Raw genomic sequence first — 19,469 nt, forward strand, 5'->3', positions numbered from 1 at the left:
ATGCAGGACCTTAATCAGCAAACCGCTAAGCCATCGCTGCTTCTCTATATTCACGGTTTTAACAGTTCATCACGTTCTCACAAAGCGAACGTAATGGCTGATTACTGTGCGAAGCATCGCGCTGATATTAAAGTTGTGACGCCTCAACTACCGAGCTTCCCTCAGCAAGCAGCTCTGCATTTACAGCAGCTGGTGGAGCGATATAAAGATCAATATCAGATCGCGTTAGTCGGTAGCTCGTTGGGTGGCTATCTTTCAACATGGCTAAATAGTCATTATGGTTTCAAGGCGGTGGTTGTAAATCCAGCCGTGAAGCCGTATGAGCTTCTTGCTGATTATTTAGGAGAGCAAGTAAACCCATACACAGATGAACGATATGTGCTGGAAATAAAGCATATCGATGAACTGAAGGCGTTAGAGGTTCCGGCTATCGCTAAGCCGAGTGACTTCTGGTTACTTCAGCAAACGGAAGACGAAGTTCTGGATTACCGACAAGCGGTAGAGAAGTACCAAGGTGCGACACAGACAGTAGAAGAGGGCGGGGATCATAGCTTTGTTGATTTTGAACGTTACCCACAACAAATCGTCACTTTTCTAAACCTCTAATCTGTTTCATCAACAGAGTGATTTTCTCTTGTTTGCCTGTTATTTCATCTATCAATGGTGAAATATCATAGTTTGATGTCTTAGTTTTTGAACTAGCTTGACATCATTACTCAGCTTCCAGACTATATTCCCCAATACTTCGCTCGTTCGCTCTACTATGAAGGTTCATAGTAATGATTCTGCTTTAGTGAAACTAGAGCCAGCGAACAGACGCAAACTTTTTGAGTAAACTCCGTATTATGACTGAACAATATAATGCAAAAGACCTCGAGGTACTTGAAGGTCTCGATCCCGTGCGACACCGCCCGGGAATGTATACAGAGACAGAAAGACCAAACCACCTTGCCCAAGAAGTCATTGATAACTCGGTCGATGAAGCACTAGCGGGACACGCTAAGAAAATTAAAGTTGTGCTTCATGCTGACCAATCGTTAGAAGTTACCGATGATGGCCGTGGTATGCCGGTTGATATCCACCCTGAAAAAGGCATCTCGGGTGTTGAGCTGATTTTAACTAAGCTCCACTCAGGCGGTAAATTCTCAAACAACAACTATAAGTTTTCAGGTGGTTTGCACGGGGTAGGTATCTCGGTGGTAAACGCGCTGTCAAAACGTGTTGAAGTAACGGTTCGCCGTGACGGTCAGGTACATGAAATCGCCCTTGAGGGTGGTCATGCTGTAACTGACCTTACTGTTACGGGGACTTGTGGTCACCGTAATACCGGTACTACCGTGCATTTCTGGCCAGATCCAAAATACTTCGATAGCTCTAAGTTCTCTGTTTTACGCCTTATTAATAACCTGCGAGCTAAAGCCGTACTTTGCCCTGGTTTAGAAATCACCTTTATCGACAAGGTTGGCGGTGAAGAGCATAAATGGTTCTATGAAGATGGTCTAAAAGACTACCTTGCTGAAGGTGTGAAAGGTTATACCTTATTGCCTGAAGAACCTTATGTTGGCGAATTCGTTGCTGAAACGGAAATGGCGAACTGGGCGATCATTTGGCAGCCTGAAGGCGGTGATATGATCACCGAGAGTTACGTGAACTTAGTACCAACTAAGCAAGGTGGTACGCACGTAAACGGTCTTCGACAAGGTCTGCTTGATGCTATGCGTGAGTTCTGTGAATTTCGTAATCTTCTCCCTCGTGGCGTTAAGCTAACGGGTGATGACATCTTTGACCGTTGTTCTTACGTTCTATCGGTGAAGATGCAAGATCCACAATTTGCAGGTCAAACAAAAGAGCGCTTATCTTCTCGTCAAACTGCTGCGTTTGTTTCTGGTGTAGTGAAGGATGCTTTCAGCTTGTGGCTGAATGAAAAGCCTCAGCTAGCAGAATTACTTGCAGAAGCTTGTATTGCTAACGCACATCGTCGTATGCGCGCAAGCAAAAAGGTTGTACGTAAAAAGATTGCTTCTGGTCCAGCACTGCCGGGTAAGCTAACCGACTGTTCGGTTCAAGATTTAAGCCGTACCGAAATCTTCTTCGTGGAAGGGGACTCGGCAGGTGGTTCTGCTAAACAAGCACGTGATCGTGAGTTCCAAGCGGTTATGCCACTTCGCGGTAAGATCCTAAATACGTGGGAAGTGTCAGCAGACCAAGTATTGGCTTCACAAGAAGTACATGATATTTCAGTTGCTCTAGGTATCGACCCAGATAACGATGATTTGTCGGGCCTGCGTTACGGTAAGATCTGTATCCTTGCCGATGCGGACTCGGATGGTCTTCATATCGCGACACTGCTATGTGCACTATTTACTCGCCATTTCCATGCTTTGGTTGAAGCGGGTCATATCTATGTGGCAATGCCTCCTCTGTATCGTATCGATTGCGGTAAAGAAGTGTTCTACGCACTCGATGACTCAGAGAAAGATGGTGTGCTTGAACGACTATCGCAGAAGAAAGCCAAAATCAACGTGCAACGATTTAAAGGTCTGGGTGAAATGAACCCACTTCAGTTACGTGAAACCACTATGGATCCAAATACTCGTCGCCTTGTTCAATTAACGATTGATGACAACGACGCGACCAACGAGATGATGGACATGCTGCTTGGTAAGAAACGTGCAGATGATCGCCGTACATGGCTACAGACTAACGGTGATATGGCCGAGGTATAATGGATGTCTAACGAAATTACATATGATGGCGTTGAACAGTTGCCAATGCGCAAGTTCACCGAAGATGCCTATTTAAATTACTCAATGTACGTGATTATGGATCGTGCATTGCCGTATATCGGTGATGGCTTGAAGCCAGTACAGCGTCGTATTATCTATGCGATGTCTGAGCTAGGCCTATCCGCTGCATCGAAATATAAAAAATCAGCACGTACCGTTGGTGACGTATTAGGTAAGTATCACCCACACGGTGATTCTGCTTGTTATGAAGCCATGGTACTGATGGCGCAACCCTTCTCTTACCGCTACCCATTGGTGGATGGTCAAGGTAACTGGGGTGCACCGGATGACCCGAAATCGTTCGCTGCGATGCGTTATACCGAAGCAAAACTGTCAAAGTTTGCGGAAGTTCTGCTTGGTGAATTAGGTCAGGGAACCGTTGATTGGCAACCCAACTTTGATGGCACGATGAAAGAGCCTCAGATGTTGCCAGCACGCCTTCCTCATATCTTACTTAACGGCATCACAGGTATTGCGGTTGGTATGGCGACCGACATCCCTCCTCACAATGTACGTGAAGTGGCGAACGCGGCGATTCATTTGATTGATACGCCGAAAGCTGAACTTCCAGATGTGATGGGTTTCATTCAAGGCCCAGATTACCCGACAGAAGCTGAAATTATTTCGCCGAAGTCGGATATCGAAAAGATCTACCGTACAGGCCGTGGCAGCATCAAGATGCGCGCGGTATGGCACAAGGAAGGCTCTGATATTGTTATCACGTCTTTACCTCATCAAGTGTCAGGTGCGAAGTTACTTGAGCAAATTGCGAACCAGATGCGAGCTAAGAAGCTGCCTATGGTTGACGACTTGCGTGATGAATCAGATCACGAGAATCCAACGCGTATCGTCGTGGTTCCTCGTTCAAACCGTATCGACTGTGACCAGCTGATGAGTCACTTATTCGCGTCGACGGATTTAGAGAAAAATTTCCGCGTTAACTTGAATATGATTGGTTTAGATAACCGTCCTCAAGTTAAAGGCTTAGTTCAAATCCTGAAAGAGTGGATTGAGTTCCGTCGTACAACGGTTCGCCGTCGTTTGCAGTACCGTTTAGATAAAGTACTGGCACGTTTGCACATCTTAGAAGGCTTACTTGCCGCTTATCTAAATATTGATGAAGTGATTGAAATCATTAGAACAGAAGACGAACCATGTCCTGTTTTGATGAACCGTTTCAACATTTCTGAAGTTCAAGCCAATGCAATTCTCGATATTAAACTTCGTAACTTAGCTAAGTTAGAAGAATTTAAAATTCGAGCTGAGCAAGAAGAGCTTGAAGCTGAACGTGAAAAGCTTGAAAAGCTATTAGGTTCAGAGCGTCGCTTGAATACGCTGATCAAAAAAGAAATCCAAGCAGATGCAGATAAATACGGCGATGATCGTCGCTCACCGTTGATTGAGCGTGCTGAAGCAAAAGCTTTGACTGAGCGTGATTTAGTTCCAAGTGAGCCAATTACTGTCGTGCTTTCTGAGAAAGGTTGGATTCGTCATGCTAAAGGGCATGAAGTTGACGCTGAAGGTTTGAACTACAAATCAGGTGATAAATTCTTAGCAAGCACTAAGGGTAAGAGTAACCAACAAGCGGTGTTCCTCGGCAGTGATGGCCGAAGCTACTCCCTTGAATCTCACTCACTGCCATCGGCGCGAAGCCAAGGTGAGCCAATTACAGGCCGCTTGAATGTCAGCCCTGGTACTTCTATTCGCCAAGTGGTGATGGGAGAGAATGAACAGCTATGGTTAGTCGGTTCTGATGCGGGTTATGGTTTTGTTTGTAAAGGTAGTGATCTGCTGTCTAAGAACAAGAGCGGTAAAGCGTTGGTTAACTTGCCACAAGCTTCTGAAGTGATGTTGCCAAGCCCGATTGCTGACTTGGACTCTAACCAGATCCTGGCGATTACTAACCAAGGCCGTATGTTGTTGTTCCCGATTAAAGACCTACCTCAGTTGAGCAAAGGTAAGGGTAACAAGATCATCAACATTCCTTCTGCGAAAGCAAAAGAGCGTGAAGAGTTTGTCTCGCATCTAATGGCTATCCCAGAGAATGCGACACTGACAATCTATGCGGGTAAACGCAAGCTTGGCTTGAAACCTGCGGATCTAGAAAATTTCCGTGGTGAACGTGGTCGTCGTGGTGGGCTACTCCCAAGAGGACTACAACGAGTGACGCGCATTGATATCGATGAACCTAGCGACGTTTAGTTATGACACTTAGCTCTGACACTTAGCAATGACGCTTAGTTATATAGTTAGTTTTCATTGAGTGTATAATTCGCTTGATTGATAAAAGAAAACCCAGCTTAAGAGCTGGGTTTTTTGTGTCTGGAAGTTTAACAGTGTGGGGGCGCTAACTTCATGTTAGCAATCAACATACGTATATAGGCTACAGGCGTGTATCTTCAGCGATAGTCACCTTGAGGGTCTTGTTTTCACCTTTGCGCAATACACCAACATCAATGACCGTTCCTGGGCGCAGATCAGTAACAATGTCCATTACGCTCTGTCGTCCACTAATCTGGGTATTATTTATGCTGATAATAATATCTTGTGCTTCAAAGCCTGCATCAGCCGCAGGACCGTTCGGGTCTATCCCTAGTACCACAATACCGCCGATATTCTTATTGCCGAGTAAGCGTGACGTCACCGAGTTGATATCTTGTCCGTCTATGCCAATATAACCACGAATCACACGACCATCAGCGATGATTTTTTGCATGATTTTATTCGCTAGTGGGTAGGGGATAGCAAATGAAATCCCGTAGGTTTCCATGTCGGTAGCTTGTTGGAAAGACGCGGTATTGATACCGACTAACTCACCTTGTGAATTGACAAGTGCACCACCGGAGTTACCTTCATTGATTGCCGCATCGGTCTGGATAAAGGCTTGATGACCATCTGCACTGATTGAAGAGCGACCGGTTGCCGAGATAATACCAAAGGTTGTGGTTTGACCTAGGTTATACGGGTTACCGATAGCGAGAACCACATCTCCGACATTTGCAGTGTAATCTTGGTTCAGTGGAATCACTGGTAAGTTGTCACCGCTGACTCTGAGTATCGCGATATCGGTGCGCTTATCTGAACCGACAAGCTGTGCGGCGGCTACTCGTCCGTCTTGAAGTGCCACAACTATTTGGTCGGCTTGAGCAACAACGTGAAAGTTGGTAATGATGTAGCCTTTTTCGCTAACAATGACCCCTGAACCCAAACCTTGAGTCAGTAGCTTATTGCGATCGCTTTCTGCGTATTTACGACTATAAATATTGACCACAGCGGGTGCAGCACGTCGCACCGCTTGGTTAAATGAGATCTGAAGAGAGCCAATATTATCGACTTGAGGACTAGTGACATCTGAAACTATAGCTGGCCTTAAGCTCGGAAATGCGAGAAGAATAAGTGCCGCTGAAACGAGTCCAAGGGAAATAGAACGAAATAGAAAGGACAGCATGTTTCCCTCTTCAACAAGTAAGGTATGGAGCATCCGTCAATGGATGACTGACTTGATTACGAGTGAAGCATAGCATTTTGATTGATCTAAAGAAAAGGGAGACTGAGTAAGTTTAAAGCAAACTTACTGAGCCTCCCTGTAATTGCGCTGACGTATGACTATCGAATAACTAGATAGATAGTCCTATCGCCTCTTTGGATATTAAGCGCCAACACGCCAGGTTGTTTTTCAAGAATCTTTCTAAATTCAGCAAGGTTCTTAACGGGTTGGCGGTTTACCCCGATGATGATGTCATCTTTAAGAAGTTGATAGGCTTCTGCTGGCGAACCTTGAGCGACACTTGATACCTTGACGCCTGTCGTTGAGTCGCTGTCGGTTGTGTTGGTGAGCTCTGCACCGGCAAGTCCTTCATGGAGCTTTTCAGCTTGTGTCTTACTATTGGTGGATTCACCCAGAGTCACATCAAAGGTCTTATTCTTTCCGTCACGAACGACACCAAGTTCGATCTGTTTACCTGCACCTAGGGTTGCCACTTTGGCTCTTAACTCGCTAAAGGTGTCAATGCGCTTGCCATTAATCGAAACGATAACATCGCCCGCTTTCAGTCCGGCTTTGTCCGCAGCACTGTCGGGTACAATTTGGCTGACAAAGGCACCTTTGCTGGACTCATAACCAAGCGCTTCGGCCAATTCAGAGGTCACTTCTCCGCCTTGAACACCTAGCATACCGCGTTTTACTTCACCGAAATCGAGAATTTGTTCTGTCAGGTTTTTCATCATATTGGATGGGATTGCAAAGCCGATACCGACATTGCCTCCGTTAGGGCCAAGGATAGCCGTGTTGATACCAATCAGCTCACCGTTGAGATTCACTAACGCACCTCCAGAGTTACCACTGTTGATAGCGGCATCGGTTTGAATGAAGTTTTCAAAGTTCTCTAGATTTAGGCCGCTACGACCGAGTGCAGAAACGATCCCGGATGTCACGGTTTGACCGAGTCCAAATGGGTTGCCGATAGCGACACTGAAATCACCGACTCTTAACTTGTCGGAGTCTGCGACTTTTATCTGGGTAAGGTTCTTGGCTGTTTCGAGTTTTAATAGCGCGATATCCGACATCTGGTCGCCGCCGATGAGCTCGGCATCGTACTCTCGACCATCATGAAGTTTTACTTTGATATCGTCGGCACCATTGATGACATGATAATTGGTGACAATATGGCCTTTCTTGGCATCAATGATCACACCTGAACCTAGCCCGCGGAATGGGCGTTCTCGTGTTTGTTCTGGACCAAAAAAGAATTGAAATTGTTCAGGGATTTGCTGACGTTGTACCTGTTTGCCTTCTACGGCAATACTAACCACAGCGGGGGTCACTTGTTCAAGCATAGGTGCAAGGCTTGGTAATTGTTCATTACCCGCACTTAATGGCAGTGCGGCCGTTGCTTGAATGGGGGTGATGATTGAACTTAAGCTTAAAGTCAGTACTGATAAAGCAAGCAAAGGTTTTTTCATCATAAACTCCTCTCTAGTTTAGGTCTTAATCCTCTTATACGTTTAATAAGTATGAGAAGTTTCAAATGACCTGAGTGAAAGTTATGACTCAAAAACCTTTGTAAAGTTCACAGAAGTGTTAAATGTTTACGATGCTTTTGCTGTTACAACATCGGGAGCATCCATGATTTCTTTCTTCTGCTCTGTAAATAAACCGGTTGCGCCATTAGCGTAATCTTTCGGTTGTTCTTCAAGTGTCGCCTCTTTAACTGAAGGCTTGTCTTGTGATTTGTCCGAATGGGCTGCGGCTGTTTTCACAAATGGATTATCTTGCTCTGGCAGATTAGGGATCAGCTCTGAGCTTGTTTTTTCCATGTGTTGGTACAATTTTGTGTAGTCCTTACCTAAGGTGTCCAACATTTCTGCTGATTTCGCAAAGTGGTCAGCTAGCTCTTGTCGCTGCTGTTCAAGGGCAAACTTTGCGCTATCTAATTCTTTCTGTACGTTCTTTTGTTTTTTGTATTCAGGCGTCATGAGACGAGAAATAGCGACCCCTAAAATAACTCCGACTAGTAAACCGGCAACGGCATACATCCAAGGCATAACAGCTCCTTATTATTGTTTTTTAACATGTTTGTTACTGCTTAGTTACACGTGATACGGCTCCATGGTACTATGAGAAAGCCGCAGTATAAAGAGAAATGCGTGTGCGCTAGATAGCAGTTTAGTGTTGCTTTATTCATCGCATCAAACCATCTCTCGTGCTGTTTGGGCACATTTTTCTTCGCTGTCTGATATCGCTTTCATTGTGGAAATGTCGTCATGAATCCCGTTAAAAAATACGAACAAGATATAAAAGAACATGGATTTCAAAGAGATCCAGCACAAGAGCAAGCAGTTAAATCTTTAGATGAACTCTTTCATCAATTCCAAGATTACATGAATACCCCTGTTCCTCAACTTACGCGATTCCAGAAATTGCTAGGTAAAAAGCCCGAGTTGCCAACGCCTCCCAAAGGCCTCTATTTTTGGGGCGGTGTAGGTCGTGGCAAAACTTATCTCATGGATACGTTTTACGAAGCCTTACCGACCACTAAAAAAATGCGAGTTCACTTTCACCGCTTTATGTATCGAGTTCATGATGAGCTGAAAGCGCTCGGTAATGTGAGTGATCCATTACCACTGGTGGCTGACAAACTAAAGCAAGAAGCCGATATTATCTGTTTCGATGAGTTCTTTGTTTCAGATATTACAGACGCCATGATCTTAGGGACTTTGTTCCAAGAGCTCTTTGCGCGTAACGTTATCTTGGTGGCGACTTCTAATATCCCACCTGCAGATCTGTATCGTAATGGCTTACAGCGTGCACGCTTTTTACCTGCGATTAAGCTGATTCAAGAAAACTGTCACATCCTTAATGTAGACAGCGGTATTGATTACCGACTGAGAACTTTAGAGCAAGCTGAGATCTATCATTACCCATTAGATAACCAAGCCAATATTAATCTAGAGAAATATTACGCGCAGTTGGTCGGTGAAGATAAAGAGAAACTCAAACAGATTGAGGTCAATCACCGTCAACTGGATGTAGTCGAAGCAAGCGATGGTGTGCTACATGGTACGTTTGCTCAGCTTTGTCAGTCGGCTCGCAGCCAGAATGACTATATTGAGCTGTCTAGGGTTTATCACACGGTTCTGCTGGCTGATGTGTTGCAAATGGGTGCGACTTCAGATGACGCAGCAAGACGCTTTATTGCGTTAGTTGATGAGTTCTATGAGCGTAACGTGAAATTGATTATTTCAGCGGAAGTGGAGCTAGAAAAGCTATATACCCATGGTCAGTTAGAATTTGAGTTTAAACGTTGTCAGTCGCGTTTAATCGAAATGCAGAGCCATGAATATTTGGCAAAAGAACACTTAAGTTAGCTTTGATTATCTCGAATAAGAAAGAGAATTAAAAAAATCGTGATTTTGTTCAAAAAGAGGTGATTTTTTCTTCGCTCTTCTCTATAATCCTGCGACCTACCGTTACTGCGGGCCTCTAGCGATGAGTAAAATCACGTTATGCCAAGAGTTTTCCAACACTCGAAGGGGTGATGATGGTAACTCTTAGACAGTGGGAATACGCGAGTATTCCTTAAGTGTAAATTTTTTAAATAGGTAATTATTAGCATGAAAACTTTCGTTGCTAAACCAGAAACTGTAAAACGCGACTGGTATGTTGTAGACGCTGAAGGCAAAACTCTTGGCCGTCTAGCAAGTGAAATCGCTTCTCGCCTACGCGGCAAGCACAAAGCAGAATACACTCCTCACGTAGACACTGGTGATTACATCATCGTTGTTAACGCTGAGAAAGTAGCTGTGACTGGTAACAAAGCTAAGGGTAAGGTTTACTACCGTCACTCTGAGTTCCCAGGTGGTCTTAAGACTATCACTTTTGAAAAGCTAATTGCTAAGAAACCAGAAATGGTTCTTGAACTAGCAGTTAAAGGTATGCTTCCACGTGGTCCTCTAGGCCGCGCGATGTACCGTAAGCTTAAAGTATACGCTGGTACTGAGCACAACCATGTTGCTCAACAACCACAAGTACTAGACATCTAATTGGGGATTAAGACAATGGCAGAGAATCAATACTACGGCACTGGTCGTCGCAAAAGCTCAGCAGCTCGTGTTTTCATCAAACCAGGCTCTGGTGAGATCGTAATCAACAAGCGTAGCCTTGATGTTTACTTCGGTCGTCCAACTTCTCGTATGGTTGTTAAGCAACCTCTTGAGCTAGTTGAACTAACTGAGAAACTTGACCTTTACATCACTGTTTCTGGTGGTGGTATTTCAGGTCAAGCTGGCGCAATCCGCCACGGTATCACTCGTGCTCTTATGGAATACGATGAAACTCTACGTCCTGCTCTACGTGCAGCTGGCTATGTTACGCGTGACGCTCGTTGCGTTGAACGTAAGAAAGTTGGTCTACGTAAAGCACGTCGTAAACCTCAATTCTCTAAGCGTTAATTTTTCCTTACCGAAAAATACACGCGACCAGTTTTATTACTGGAATTGTGGTTCAAAGCTCGGCTATATGCCGGGCTTTTTGTCTTTCTGGCCCCCGCTAAACGCTTCCCCCTCCTCGTTTTATTCCTAAATTCTTATATTTTGAAAGCTTTTGTAACCCAATGTGCGCTTTGCCTCATGATTGTTACAAAAAGGTAGCTTTATCTTGTCAAAAAGTAGGGTTTTATTTATCATTTGCCGTCAATAAATAGAACTAAATACATATTTTGTTAGCCATGCTCTTTAATCGGAATTATTTCAATCCATAAGGAGCAAATGGGAGAATGTTTGGATGAGCAACGCGCCTTTAAATAACGGTCGCAGGCGTTTCTTAACCGCAACAACAGCCGTTGTTGGTGGTTTGGGAGCAGCTGCTGTAGCCGTGCCTTTTATTAAATCATGGAACCCGAGTGCCAAAGCGAAAGCTGCGGGCGCGCCGGTGGAAGTGGAAGTCAGTAAGTTAGAACCGGGACAAATGGTTCGTGTCGAGTGGCAAGGTAAACCTGTATGGGTTGTACGCCGTGCTGAGTCGGTACTAGAGAACCTAAAAGCGATCGGTGGTCAACTTCGTGACCCTCAATCTGAAACTGAACAACAACCAGACTACGCACAGAACGAGTTTCGTTCTATTAAGCCGGAGTTCTTCATTGCTGTTGGTTTCTGTACGCACTTAGGTTGTTCTCCAACTTACCTGCCAGATTCTTTTGCAGAACAAGTTCAGGGCGTTAAGTCTGGTTTCTTCTGTCCTTGTCATGGTTCAAAGTTTGATATGGCAGGTCGAGTATTCCAAGGCGTACCAGCCCCATTGAACCTTGTAGTGCCAAAGCATATGTATTTGAGTGACACTAAGATCATGATCGGTGTGGACGAGGGAGACGCATAATGCAAGGATTGCTTGATTGGGTAGAAAAACGTCTACCCGCAATGAATGCTTATAAAAAGCATTTATCTGAATACCCAATGCCTAAGAACTTTAACTTTTGGTACCTTTTCGGTTCTTTGGCAATGTTGGTACTGGTTAACCAAATCCTTACAGGTATTTGGCTAACAATGAACTACGTTCCGTCTGGTGATGGCGCATTTGCATCTGTTGAATACATCATGCGTGATGTGGAATACGGCTGGTTACTGCGTTACATGCACTCGACAGGTGCTTCGGCATTCTTCGTGGTTATCTACCTGCATATGTTCCGTGGTCTAATCTACGGTTCTTACCAAAAGCCTCGTGAGCTACTTTGGCTTTTCGGTATGTTGATCTTCTTAGTGCTTATGGCCGAGGCTTTCATGGGTTACTTACTACCATGGGGTCAAATGTCTTACTGGGGTGCTCAGGTAATCATTTCTCTGTTTGGTGCGATTCCTGTTATTGGTGATGACCTAACGCTTTGGATCCGTGGTGATTACATCATCTCTGGTGCAACGCTGAACCGTTTCTTCGCACTGCACGTTATCGCTCTACCAATCGTACTTCTGCTGCTTATCGTACTTCACGTACTAGCACTGCACGAAGTGGGTTCGAACAACCCAGACGGTATCGAGACTAAGCTTCCTAAAGGCACAATGGGCGACGACTACAAAACTCAGTTCCCATTCCACAAGGATTACACTAAGAAATACGACATCATTGACTCTGTTCCTTTTCACCCATACGGGACGGTGAAAGATATGGTCGGTGTTGCTGGTTTCCTATTCTTGTTCTGTTACGTGCTGTTCTTTAACCCAGAGATGGGTGGATACTTCCTTGAGCCGCCTAACTTCGAAGCTGCTAACCCACTGAAAACACCTGAGCATATTGCTCCAGTTTGGTACTTCACGCCGTTCTACGCTGTACTTCGTGCTGTTCCTGATAAGCTGATAGGTGTAGTTGCAATGGGTGCATCTATTGTTGTGCTATTCCTACTGCCATGGTTCGACCGTTGTAAAGTGCGCTCTTACCGTTACCGTAGCAAACTGCATTTGATTAACATCATCCAATTCACAATAAGCTTTATTGCGCTTGGTGTACTTGGTGCGCTTCCAGCAACGCCAACGTACACGCTACTGGCTCAGATCTTTAGCTTAGGTTATTTCATGTTCTTCGTTCTACTGTGGTTCTACAGTAAAAATGAAGCGACGAAACCATTACCAGAAAGGGTGACATTCAAATGAAAAAGTGGATTGTAATTTTATTTGCTATGTTGCCGTCACTGGCGATGGCAGCGGGTGCAGGCGTACCATTAGACAAAGCAAACAATGATTTAACAGATAAAGCCTCATTGCAAAATGGCGCTAAGATGTTCATGAACTACTGTTTTGCTTGTCACTCAACGCAGTACCAGCGTTATGAACGTGTTGCGAATGATTTAGAGATCCCTGTAGATCTAATGAAGGAAAACCTGATTTTCGACCCTGAAGCGAAAATCGGTAGCTTGATGGTTAATGCTATGCCCTCTGATCAAGCGGCAAGTTGGTTTGGTGCTCCGCCGCCAGATCTAACTTTGGTTGCTCGTGTTCGTGGCGCAGATTGGCTATACACGTACCTTCGTACCTTCTATGAAGACCCATCTCGTCCGTTTGGCGTGAACAACATTGTTTTCCCAAGTGTTGGTATGCCGCACGTTCTTGAAGAGCTGCAAGGTATTCCAACACCAATCTACGATACTCATATGGTAGATGGCGAGGAAGTGACAACTGTTGTTGGCACTGAAACTGACGGTTCTGGCGAATTAAGTGCTGGTGAATACGACGAAGCAGTTCGTGACCTTGTTAACTTTTTGGTTTACTCGGGCGACCCAGTTCAACTTGAGCGTCATGCAATGGGTTGGTGGGTAATGGCCTTCTTAGTAATCTTCACTATCATCGTGATTTTGCTGAAGAAAGAGTATTGGCGTGATGTGCACTAATTGTGCTATAATACCGTGCTAATTCCCAAATTATGTTAATGTTCAATGGAGGCTTTAGGCCTCCATTGTTTTTATTTAAAGTGTACTGGAGGGCTCCATGGCTGTAGCTGCCAATAAACGTTCTGTAATGACTCTTTTCTCAAGTGCTTCTGATATGTATAGCCATCAGGTGCGCATTGTTCTTGCTGAAAAAGGCGTAAGTGTTGAAGTTGAGTTGGTTGATGAAAAAAATCTACCAGCAGAGCTTGTTGAACTGAACCCGTACAAATCAGTACCTACTCTTATTGATCGTGAGCTTGCTTTATATGACTCAAAGATCATTATGGAGTACTTGGATGAGCGTTTCCCTCATCCACCGTTGATGCCTGTATACCCGGTTGCTCGTGGTAATAGTCGTCTAATGATGTACCGCATTGAGCGTAACTGGTATTCAGTTGCAGAGAAGATCGTTAAAGGCAACGCTGAAGAATCTGAAGCAGCTCGCGTGAAACTGCGCAACGACCTACTGACTCTTGCTCCTATCTTCGCTGAGTATGAATACTTCATGAGCGAAGAATTTAGCCTAATTGATTGTTACCTAGCTCCGCTACTATGGCGTTTACCTGAGCTTGGTATCGAATTAATTGGCCCTGGTTCTAAAGAGCTTAAGATTTACATGAACCGCGTATTCGAACGTGATTCATTCCTAGCTTCTCTAACTGAAGCTGAGCGTGAGATGCGACTCGTTCGCTAAGCGTTTATGGATATTTCAAATATGACTCCACGCCGACCATATATGCTTCGTGCATTTTATGAATGGCTGGTTGATAACGAATTAACTCCACACCTTGTTGTTGAAGCAACATTACCAGGTGTAAGAGTTCCAGAAGAGTTTGTTCAAGATGGTCAGATCATTCTGAACATCGCGCCTCGTGCGGTTGGACAACTTGAACTGGGTAACGAAGCTGTGACGTTTAGTGCTCGCTTTAGTGGTCGTCCACACTCTGTGATCGTGCCGCTTTACGCAGTACAAGCGATTTATGCTCGTGAGAATGGTGCTGGTACCATGTTTGAACCTGAAGAGGCTTACATGGAATCTTTTGAAGAAGGGATTGAAGAAAGTCCTTTTGAAGAACAAGAGAAAGGCCCATCTTTGAGCGTAGCAACGGCAGACTTAGATGCTGAAGAGCCTGACTCAGATCCTGAGCCTCCTCGTCCAGCAAAAGGTCGCCCAAGCCTCCGTGTTATCAAATAACGTTAGCTAAATAACGACTCAAATAAAAAAGCAGCGACTCGTCGCTGCTTTTTCTTTTCTGCTAAATAGCATTTAATTGGCTTGCTTAAGGCTAGTTAACGGCCGTCTCTTCTTCGCCATATTCAAACGCTCGAATCACCTGCTTTACGCCTGAAACATTACGCGCAACTTCTGTCGCGATATCAGCATGCTCTCGAGATACTAACCCAAGTAAAAACACCTCTGAATCTTCAGTGATGACTTTAACCTTGATGCCGTTGAGATCAGCGTTTGCTAGAAGGGCTGATTTCACCTTGGTAGTAATCCAGCTGTCGTTACTAATAGCACTGATGGTCAATGGCTCTTTTACTCGCACCTGATTATGGATGCTTTCTACGCCTGCCACTTCTTTGGCTTGGTTTTCAAACGCGCGACGCTCTGAGTCAGTGGTCGCTTGCCCCATCAATACAACCGAACCTCGGTAAGAGCTCGCTGTGATACGAACGTTGCCACGATATGGCTGCTTGTTGGTGATGGCTGCGACTTCAAATTCGATATTGTTATCGTTCCAGATTTGTTTGGTGGTTCGTGTGTCAGTGACTAAGTTCGCTGTGGTTGCAGCACCAGCAATGAAAATGCCAGCACAACCAGACAGGGACAGTGTAAGTAGCGAAACACTAATCAGCTTAAACAGCCTCATAGAGGTTAATGATTTCATTGTGATGCTCCGTATATCACTCTTCGTGAGCAGGGAAGAGTACTTGATCGATTAGGTCACATAGGCAATGCAGTGTCACCATGTGTACTTCATGAATGCGTGCTGTACGGTGTGAAGGGATACGAATTTCTACATCGTGTTCGCCAAGTAAGCCAGCCATTTCACCACCATCTTTACCCGTAAAGGCGATGATCGTCATGTCACGTGTTACCGCTGCTTCCATTGCTTTGATGATGTTTTTGCTGTTACCGCTAGTAGAAATAGCCAGTAAAATATCGCCAGTTTGACCAAACGCACGTACCTGCTTAGAGAAAATCTCTTCGTAGTGATAGTCGTTGGCTACTGCCGTTAGCGTGGTGTTGTCTGCTGTGAGAGCCATTGCTGGTAGGCTAGGGCGCTCGGTTTCAAAGCGATTAAGTAGGCACGATACAAATTGCTGAGCATTCGACGCCGAACCACCATTACCACAACAAAGAATTTTGTTTCCGTTAAGCAAGGTCGCAACCATTGCTTGAGCGGCATGCGTAATTGCGTCTGGCAGTGCTTCTGCAGCCGCAATTTGGATCTGAATACTTTCTGTAAAACTTTCTTTAATGCTGTCTAGCATGTTTATCCTTGGGTAATCGCGTTTTGAATCCAGTCGATATTGTCATTCGGCCCTTCTATGGCAACGATATCAAACCTGAAATCTGTAGAGTGCACCGACAAGCCTTGCTGCATAAGCCAAACATTGGCTGTTTTGAGCAGCTTCTGTGACTTCTTTGCTGTCACCATTTCGGCGGCATGTCCGTAGCGGGTTTGCTTGCGGTATTTTACCTCAGCAAACACAACCGTATTGTTATGGCGCATTATAAGATCAATCTCGCCACATTTAGCTATGAAGTTTTCTTGAATTAACGATAATCCGTGGCCAACTAAATAATTTTTAGCCACGGTCTCGTATTTATCACCCACTTGTTTGTGGGTGATTGTTGGTTTGGACAGGAACTTTCGGCTAAAAAGCCCCATGCTCTGCCCAGCTGATTTCACGTTGAACAACACAGTTGTTGTCGATGGTTAACACGCCGGTTTCACCTGGAATGCTGTAACCCTGTACGGCTTTCATCTGTGGCAATGCATCCATTAGGTAGTAGGCATCCATCCCCAGTGCTTGCAGACGTTTTTGGCCGTTTGAATGTGCAGGCCATAGGTCGTTTAGCTCTTTGTTAAGCTCGTTCTTGCTCTCAACCAATAGTGGGATGTCACTGTAGAACACACCTGTTAGATCTTCGTACTGCTTGTCACCGCTGTTGCTGCGTGAGTTTGAGAACAAGGCTGGTTGGTCAGCATCTGGGTTAATCGCGACTTCAATGAAAGGCTTAATCAACGTGAGCTCTGAGTTCTTCGCCACAATGTAAACAGAGTCGATATCACGACGGCTGCGCGGTTCAGTTTCTAGATCTAGGTTAAGTAGCCCGTCCATTTGAGCGATATGTTGTTGGCTCTCTTGTAAGCCGAATACCTGATTCACATTGCGCTGAAGTTGGCGCTTGTCAGAGAATAAGGTAATCGCGACTTCGTTGTTGCTGTATTTTTTCCACTCTTTCTCAAACGCTTGCTTAACGCGGTCACCTAAACGCCCTTTTGGCGCAAGAATAAGCGGGTACTTGTAGCCTTGAGCAAAAAGGTGTTTCGCTGCCTGAGCGACTTCTTGCTCTGGCGATAGAGCGAGATAGCAAATATTGGTATCAGGTTCTAGCTGCGTCGGAATATTTAGAGCTAAAGCTGGAATCGAATTTTCGTGGTTTTTCTGCGCTTGCTGAAGCTTGGTAATATTGCTCTTAATCAGCGGGCCAACGATGAAATCTACCTTATTCTCTTCCAGTGTCGCTTTAATTTCAGCAGCACTTTGTACGTTGGTGTCCATAACCGTTAGCGTTGCGTTTTCTTCGCGCTCTTTGTCATTCATCATCGCAAAGATGAAACCATCACGCACAAGCTGTGCTTGCTTGCCGTACTTACCCGTGAGCGGCAGTAATAGCGCAGTGCTGGTTGGTTTGCTGATCTCTAGCGCCAATATGTCAGTGATCGCCTGAGGTGTGTAGGTTGCTGCAGGATGACGAGGATTCTCAGCCAGCCAATCAGACAGAGTTTTCTGTAGGTCTGGAAGGTTAGAGTTCAGCGTCTTCATATAAATAGCCAGCTGTAACCAACCTGCTAGAACGTCTTCTGTTGGAGAAGTCTTAAGTTCTAGAATCTCATATTGAGAGTAGCTATTCAGGTTCTGCCAAATACGGTCGGCAGTTATCTGTTGGCTTTCGTCATCAGCGTCTACGTATTCTGAATAAAGGACTAACTCACGGCTTGCTTCGAAATACTCGCTTTGCATTTCAGAAATGTTAGCGCGTAGCTCGTGATAATCTTTCCACTGCTCGTTCGGAAGCTTCCACCAAGGCTGAAAGTTCAGCTGGCTGTACGCTTGCTGTGGTTGCGAGTTATTCACCAGCAGTTGAGCGCGAGCTAATTGCCATTCTGCTTGTTGAACTTCACTCAGCTCTTGTTTGGCTAAGCGCTTGATCAGCAGAGTCGCTTGATCGGTTTTTCCAGCTTGCACAGAAGCCTTAAGTGCCATGATTAACCAGTCGTTTTGTAGACTTCCTTTGCTACTATCCGCCTGCATCATGTAACTTTCAGTTGATTGCGCTGGATCTAGTGTAATATCAACACGCGTTGGTGCTTGAGGACCTGAAGAACAAGCCGCCAATGTAATTGCTAATGCAATTGGAGTTAGTAAGCGTGGTACACTGAGTCTCTTATGGTTCATCGTTGCCATGAGTTCTTTAAATTCCGTATAAATTTGTATCTATATTAATCGTTGAAGTGATGGTAAACAAATGACAGATAACAAAACCTTGCTCACAGAGAGCCCAACTCTCTACATTGTGCCAACCCCAATCGGAAATTTGGGAGATATCACTCAAAGAGCAATTGAAATTTTATCAAGTGTCGATGTTATTGCAGCCGAAGACACACGCCACACGGGTAAGCTGCTTGCTCACTTCAATATATCAACCAGAACGTTCGCTTTACATGATCATAATGAACAAACTAAAGCACAAGTTCTAGTCGAAAGGTTATTAGAAGGTCAGTCTATCGCATTAGTCTCTGATGCGGGTACTCCTTTAATCAGTGACCCAGGTTACCATCTTGTCTCACAATGTCGTCAAGCGGGTGTGAGAGTTGTGCCACTTCCTGGTGCTTGTGCTGTGATTACCGCACTAAGTGCGTCAGGTTTACCGTCGGATCGTTTCAGCTTTGAAGGCTTCTTGCCACCAAAGAGTAAGGGGCGCAAAGATAAGTTCTTAGAGATTGCAAAAGCAGAGCGCACATGTATTTTCTACGAATCACCGCACCGTATTACGGATTCTCTGCAGGACATGCTAGAGATCTTAGGACCAGACCGTGAGGTCGTGTTGGCTCGTGAGCTAACCAAGACATTTGAAACCATTCAAGGTTTACCATTAGGTGAGTTGATTGAATGGATAGAAGAAGACTCGAACCGCAAACGTGGTGAGATGGTGTTGCTGATCCATGGTCACCGTGAAGAGGCGAGCACCGATCTGCCAGACGAAGCAACCCGCACCCTTGGTATTCTAACCAAAGAGTTACCCCTTAAAAAAGCGGCGGCGATGACAGCAGAAATCTACAATCTGAAAAAGAACGCTTTATACAAATGGGGCTTAGAGCATCTAGACAACTAGATACCTCTTTATAGAGTAGATAACCTTTATTGAAAAAGCTTCTGAGGAATGATGGTATTACCGTTATTCCTCTTTTTTTGTCTAGATTGTGTAAAAATCATGCATTCGATTAGAGGTTTGCAGCATATTTGTGATCTCGCT

General features: G+C 44.9%; 19 protein-coding genes. 12 read left to right on the plus strand and 7 right to left on the minus strand.

Going from position 1 to position 19,469, the window contains the following annotated elements:
• The 3 genes from yqiA to parC all read left to right on the plus strand — a co-directional run bounded on the left by yqiA (position 1) and on the right by parC (position 4,988).
• The gene (gene yqiA, locus AC3CIA_RS02110) at positions 1-606 is read left to right on the plus strand and encodes an esterase YqiA (protein ID WP_488518453.1); all 606 of its coding nucleotides are present in this window, start codon (positions 1-3) and stop codon (positions 604-606) included.
• Positions 607-845: 239 nt separating this feature from the next.
• Positions 846-2,726, plus strand: coding sequence for a DNA topoisomerase IV subunit B (gene parE, locus AC3CIA_RS02115; RefSeq protein ID WP_017077669.1), 1,881 nt, complete (start codon positions 846-848; stop codon positions 2,724-2,726).
• A gap of 3 nt (positions 2,727-2,729) precedes the next feature.
• A complete protein-coding gene (parC, locus tag AC3CIA_RS02120; RefSeq protein WP_488518454.1) occupies positions 2,730-4,988 on the plus strand; it encodes a DNA topoisomerase IV subunit A in 2,259 nt (752 codons plus the stop codon).
• Between the two features lie 181 nt (positions 4,989-5,169).
• Here the strand turns inward: parC and degS are convergent, their stop codons facing one another.
• The 3 genes from degS to zapG form a co-directional block, all read right to left on the minus strand.
• On the minus strand, positions 5,170-6,234 hold the full coding sequence (gene degS, locus AC3CIA_RS02125) for an outer membrane-stress sensor serine endopeptidase DegS (protein WP_065681782.1): 1,065 nt from the start codon (positions 6,232-6,234) through the stop codon (positions 5,170-5,172).
• A gap of 158 nt (positions 6,235-6,392) precedes the next feature.
• Positions 6,393-7,748 carry a Do family serine endopeptidase gene (locus AC3CIA_RS02130; protein ID WP_488518867.1) on the minus strand — a complete coding sequence of 452 codons (1,356 nt, stop codon included), beginning with the start codon at positions 7,746-7,748 and terminating at the stop codon, positions 6,393-6,395.
• 126 nt (positions 7,749-7,874) lie between these two features.
• Positions 7,875-8,330 carry a Z-ring associated protein ZapG gene (gene zapG / locus AC3CIA_RS02135; RefSeq protein ID WP_017077673.1) on the minus strand — a complete coding sequence of 152 codons (456 nt, stop codon included), beginning with the start codon at positions 8,328-8,330 and terminating at the stop codon, positions 7,875-7,877.
• A 219-nt stretch (positions 8,331-8,549) separates the two neighbouring features.
• Between zapG and zapE the strand changes: the two genes are divergently transcribed.
• The 8 genes from zapE (at position 8,550) to sspB (ending at position 14,891) form a co-directional block, all read left to right on the plus strand.
• Positions 8,550-9,653 carry a cell division protein ZapE gene (gene zapE, locus AC3CIA_RS02140; protein ID WP_488518455.1) on the plus strand — a complete coding sequence of 368 codons (1,104 nt, stop codon included), beginning with the start codon at positions 8,550-8,552 and terminating at the stop codon, positions 9,651-9,653.
• A 246-nt stretch (positions 9,654-9,899) separates the two neighbouring features.
• On the plus strand, positions 9,900-10,328 hold the full coding sequence (rplM, locus tag AC3CIA_RS02145; protein WP_010434689.1) for a 50S ribosomal protein L13: 429 nt from the start codon (positions 9,900-9,902) through the stop codon (positions 10,326-10,328).
• Between the two features lie 15 nt (positions 10,329-10,343).
• The gene (gene rpsI, locus AC3CIA_RS02150; RefSeq protein WP_004740758.1) at positions 10,344-10,736 is read left to right on the plus strand and encodes a 30S ribosomal protein S9; all 393 of its coding nucleotides are present in this window, start codon (positions 10,344-10,346) and stop codon (positions 10,734-10,736) included.
• A 331-nt stretch (positions 10,737-11,067) separates the two neighbouring features.
• Positions 11,068-11,658 carry a ubiquinol-cytochrome c reductase iron-sulfur subunit gene (gene petA, locus AC3CIA_RS02155; protein ID WP_017072804.1) on the plus strand — a complete coding sequence of 197 codons (591 nt, stop codon included), beginning with the start codon at positions 11,068-11,070 and terminating at the stop codon, positions 11,656-11,658.
• The gene (locus tag AC3CIA_RS02160; RefSeq protein ID WP_004729830.1) at positions 11,658-12,923 is read left to right on the plus strand and encodes a cytochrome b; all 1,266 of its coding nucleotides are present in this window, start codon (positions 11,658-11,660) and stop codon (positions 12,921-12,923) included. The genes petA and AC3CIA_RS02160 overlap by 1 nt, the downstream gene beginning before the upstream one ends.
• Positions 12,920-13,657 carry a cytochrome c1 gene (locus AC3CIA_RS02165; RefSeq protein ID WP_004729828.1) on the plus strand — a complete coding sequence of 246 codons (738 nt, stop codon included), beginning with the start codon at positions 12,920-12,922 and terminating at the stop codon, positions 13,655-13,657. The genes AC3CIA_RS02160 and AC3CIA_RS02165 overlap by 4 nt, the downstream gene beginning before the upstream one ends.
• A gap of 97 nt (positions 13,658-13,754) precedes the next feature.
• Entirely contained in the window at positions 13,755-14,390 is a 636-nt protein-coding gene (gene sspA, locus AC3CIA_RS02170) for a stringent starvation protein SspA (protein WP_010434700.1), read from the plus strand.
• Positions 14,391-14,411: 21 nt separating this feature from the next.
• The gene (sspB, locus tag AC3CIA_RS02175) at positions 14,412-14,891 is read left to right on the plus strand and encodes a ClpXP protease specificity-enhancing factor (RefSeq protein ID WP_029222456.1); all 480 of its coding nucleotides are present in this window, start codon (positions 14,412-14,414) and stop codon (positions 14,889-14,891) included.
• Positions 14,892-14,982: 91 nt separating this feature from the next.
• Here the strand turns inward: sspB and AC3CIA_RS02180 are convergent, their stop codons facing one another.
• From AC3CIA_RS02180 to AC3CIA_RS02195, 4 genes are read right to left on the minus strand one after another with little or no spacing between them, the layout of a single operon-like run.
• Positions 14,983-15,588, minus strand: coding sequence for a BON domain-containing protein (locus tag AC3CIA_RS02180; RefSeq protein ID WP_004729818.1), 606 nt, complete (start codon positions 15,586-15,588; stop codon positions 14,983-14,985).
• Between the two features lie 16 nt (positions 15,589-15,604).
• Positions 15,605-16,195: a phosphoheptose isomerase gene (locus AC3CIA_RS02185; RefSeq protein ID WP_004729817.1), complete on the minus strand. Its 591-nt coding sequence runs from the start codon at positions 16,193-16,195 to the stop codon at positions 15,605-15,607.
• A gap of 2 nt (positions 16,196-16,197) precedes the next feature.
• Complete coding sequence (locus AC3CIA_RS02190; protein WP_017084761.1) at positions 16,198-16,596, minus strand: YraN family protein; 399 nt, start codon at positions 16,594-16,596, stop codon at positions 16,198-16,200.
• A complete protein-coding gene (locus AC3CIA_RS02195; protein WP_488518456.1) occupies positions 16,583-18,400 on the minus strand; it encodes a penicillin-binding protein activator in 1,818 nt (605 codons plus the stop codon). The genes AC3CIA_RS02190 and AC3CIA_RS02195 overlap by 14 nt, the downstream gene beginning before the upstream one ends.
• 61 nt (positions 18,401-18,461) lie before the next feature.
• Between AC3CIA_RS02195 and rsmI the strand changes: the two genes are divergently transcribed.
• Positions 18,462-19,328, plus strand: coding sequence for a 16S rRNA (cytidine(1402)-2'-O)-methyltransferase (gene rsmI, locus AC3CIA_RS02200; protein WP_004735998.1), 867 nt, complete (start codon positions 18,462-18,464; stop codon positions 19,326-19,328).
• Positions 19,329-19,469: the final 141 nt, after the last annotated feature.

The organism is Vibrio sp. QJM3NY_27 (assembly GCF_057785955.1).